At 38.4% G+C, this 3,028-nt stretch carries 4 protein-coding genes; 2 read left to right on the top strand and 2 right to left on the bottom strand.

Annotation, left to right across the window (positions count from 1 at the left end):
- Positions 1 to 278 precede the first annotated feature (278 nt).
- On the top strand, positions 279 to 728 hold the full coding sequence (locus AC3LHT_RS09990; protein ID WP_488662786.1) for a transposase: 450 nt from the start codon (positions 279 to 281) through the stop codon (positions 726 to 728).
- 98 nt (positions 729 to 826) lie between these two features.
- Positions 827 to 2,032 (top strand): transposase, encoded by a 1,206-nt coding sequence (locus AC3LHT_RS09995; RefSeq protein WP_488662787.1) that lies wholly within the window; start codon positions 827 to 829, stop codon positions 2,030 to 2,032.
- Here AC3LHT_RS09995 and AC3LHT_RS10000 read toward each other — a convergent pair.
- Both AC3LHT_RS10000 and AC3LHT_RS10005 read right to left on the bottom strand, forming a co-directional pair.
- Positions 2,020 to 2,406 carry a hypothetical protein gene (locus AC3LHT_RS10000; RefSeq protein ID WP_488662788.1) on the bottom strand — a complete coding sequence of 129 codons (387 nt, stop codon included), beginning with the start codon at positions 2,404 to 2,406 and terminating at the stop codon, positions 2,020 to 2,022. The two genes, AC3LHT_RS09995 and AC3LHT_RS10000, sit on opposite strands and share 13 nt — an antisense overlap.
- A 26-nt stretch (positions 2,407 to 2,432) precedes the next feature.
- Positions 2,433 to 3,028, bottom strand: a 596-nt coding sequence (locus tag AC3LHT_RS10005; protein WP_488662789.1) for an amidohydrolase family protein, incomplete at its 5' end; no start/stop codon positions are given.

Genomic DNA, 3,028 nt, shown 5'->3' on the forward strand with positions numbered 1-3,028 from the left:
GTAATTTCGGAATTAAAAGTCCTGGCAACTAAAATCGCCGTTTGTAATGCTTCTTCAGCATTCGTGCTTAAGTCTGTGGCAAAAAGTATTTTTTCAAGCAATTTCATGATAAATTTCTCCGCTTTAAAAAACTTTAGACAGGGTGGTTTTATAATTTTAACTACCAAACTTTTGCACATAATAAGAAATAAGCACAATAACACATAATAATAAGATACATTATTATTGACATTTACCCCCTTTTTGATTATATTATTCTCAAAAAGGAGGGTTTTCAAATGTCTTTTAGAAAAATCGATGCAGATTTTAAACTCAACGTCGTAAAAGCTTTGTGGGGTGGAGCAAGTTATACTCAACTTTCTGATAAATATGGTATTCCAAGACACACAATTTATAAATGGGAACAAACTGCAAAGGGTGCTATCATTGATGCATTTCAAGCCAAAACACCAGGGAAAAGAACAATCGATCTTAAGGATGAAAATCAAAAGCTCAAAGAACAATTGTTAGCAATGTATCATGACAAACACAAAACAGCACAAGATATTGCTGAAAGCCCCATCTCTGAGTCAACACCTATTATTTGTAGCAAATGTGGTAGCAGCCATATTAAAAAAAATGGAACTGTACTAACAAAAACAGATGGTTTACGTCAAAGATATTCTTGTTTAGACTGTTCTTTGTCTATTTACCTTGAGTTAAAAAAAACTCTAACTCTGTCGAAATAAACTTTGTCGGTCAATATAATGCAAGCGCTGTTCTTTCCCATATTCATTGTTCCACTGAACCTTTTGCCGATGTATTACCTAACGGCTTTTTAGGCCTGTTGGGACCATTTGCTGAATCCATTGGCTTCTTCCAGCCGTTTATTGATAGCCTTCATGTGAACATGAAGGAGGTTACTTACACCAATCTTGATCGAGTAAAAACTTTAATCGCATCAATTGCGATTGGCTGCAAATATGGCAAAGATATCAACCATAAACTTGTACCATATAAAGGGGCTGCTGAATGTTGCCAATTAACTCAGTTCCCGGAGCAATCCCAGATTAATCGATTTTTAAGGCGATTTGATCTCTACAATATTATGGAGCTGGATTACATTTTTGAACAATTGCTGAGTTGTTATAGTCTGTGGCGTTCCCAGCAAAAGGTTGATATAGATTTTGATTGTTCTGGTATTGTCGTCTATGGCAAAACATATCAACTGGCTCGTAAAGGATATTTTCCCAGAAAGCGATCAGCGCGTGGTTATCAATTTAGTTTGGCTACCACTGCAAATACTCCTTTTAATGAAATATTATCACTGCACTTAGACCCTGGCAACACTTATGCTGATTGTCGTTTCTGGGATGCCATTTATCAAGTAGCAGAAATATTAGGCGACATTGATCGTATAGGTATTGTTCGTGCTGATTCTGCCAGTGGCACTGGTCCTAACGTTGAAGCCTTGATAGATCACCATCTATCATTCTTAATCAAAGGCAAGGATCCACGAACCGCCGAGAATTTTACTAAAAAGCTTTGTCATGAAAACTGGTTACCCATTGACTATTTTGTAAAAATAGCGGATATGCATGAACAGAAAATTACAAATTGCCGCCATCCTGTTCGTGTCGTTGTTGTCGAAACAACTACACCAAAGGGACAAAAAAAGTATACACATTTATATTCAGACCAAGAAGATGAGCCGGAGTATCTTTATCATAATTATAATGAACGTCAAAATATTGAGTCAATTATTAAAGAAGGAACTTATGCTTTATATATCAAAAGTCTTCGAACGAGAAAATATTTGGGAATTTTAAGTTTTTTGTATTTTGCTATGATTACTTATAATTTGCTTGCTCTTTTTCGTTATCATATTTTGAAAGACACGCTGTTGGAATCGATGTCTACTCTTGATTTGACAAGAAAACTGATGGATATTCCAGCTAAGATACATTCTTATAATGGACAATTATATTTGTCATTTCCTGAAAATCATGAGCTTTGTAAAAAATATTTCATCAAAATTAGTCAGGCTTTGTAAGTACTTTCAATTTCCTGCAAAAGTTTGGTAACTAAAATAGCCAATGGCTTTTGATGTTGACGTAAAGTGTTTTCAAAGAGCTTGGGCGGCAAGCCGTACCTGCAAAAGCGCCGGGGAACGTGTCGCAAAATTGTTGGTTTGTTAATAGGTTGACGATGAAATTTGCCGGTGCAGTCGTTTTTTGATTTCGGTTTGGATAATCCTTGCCATTTCAACAAGTCCGGGTTGTAACGGTCTAAGCAGTCAATTAAGTGCACCTCATACCCAAGTTGTCGCAGTACAGCTCCGATGCTCAACAGACCAATTGGCTTGATCCAAAAATCATAGGCTGCAAAATCATGGATCCAAGGGTTGACCAGCAAAATGTGTTTCATTATTTGACCACAACCTTGATAAAGCCTTAAGTATGGCGTAGTATTTTTCCTGGCAGCCTACCTGTATGTCGACCCCGTTCCACTATAATCTTGCCATTTACCAATACAAAATCAATACCCACAGGATATTGATGGGGCTGCACAAAGGTGGCCTTGTCAGTGATCGTATTCGGATTAAAGACAACGATGTCAGCGTACTGGTTTGTTTTCAATCGGCCTCGGTCTTGGATATGAAACTTGTCAGCCGCAAGTGATGTCATTTTACGAATAGCCTCTGTAAGCGGCATGATTTTTCTCTCACGGACATAGTACCCCAGTACGCGAGGGAAAGTCCCATAGTAACGCGGATGCGGATGGCTTTGACCGAGAGTGCCTTCAGGTTGCCAAGCACTCCCGTCAGACCCAACCATTGTCAAGGGGAAAGCCAACACTTTTTCAGTGTTTTCCTTACTCATCCCGAACCCACAAATGCTGACCTGGCCATCTTCCGTTATCAATAGTTCACGGACAAAATCCACAGGGTTTACATTTAATTCGCGCGATAACTCGTCGATGGTTTTGCCCTGATAACTGCGGTTCTCTTCCGAGGCCACCCAGTTAATGAGTATTGCATCCCATGAAC

It is taken from the genome of Kosmotoga sp., from assembly GCF_982836095.1.

Bases quoted from the DNA above. Each gene is read 5' to 3' on its own strand.
- AC3LHT_RS09990 (WP_488662786.1), top strand. From the start codon at position 279: ATGTCTTTTAGAAAAATCGATGCAGATTTTAAACTCAACGTCGTAAAA.
- AC3LHT_RS10000 (WP_488662788.1), bottom strand. From the start codon at position 2,406: ATGAAACACATTTTGCTGGTCAACCCTTGGATCCATGATTTTGCAGCC.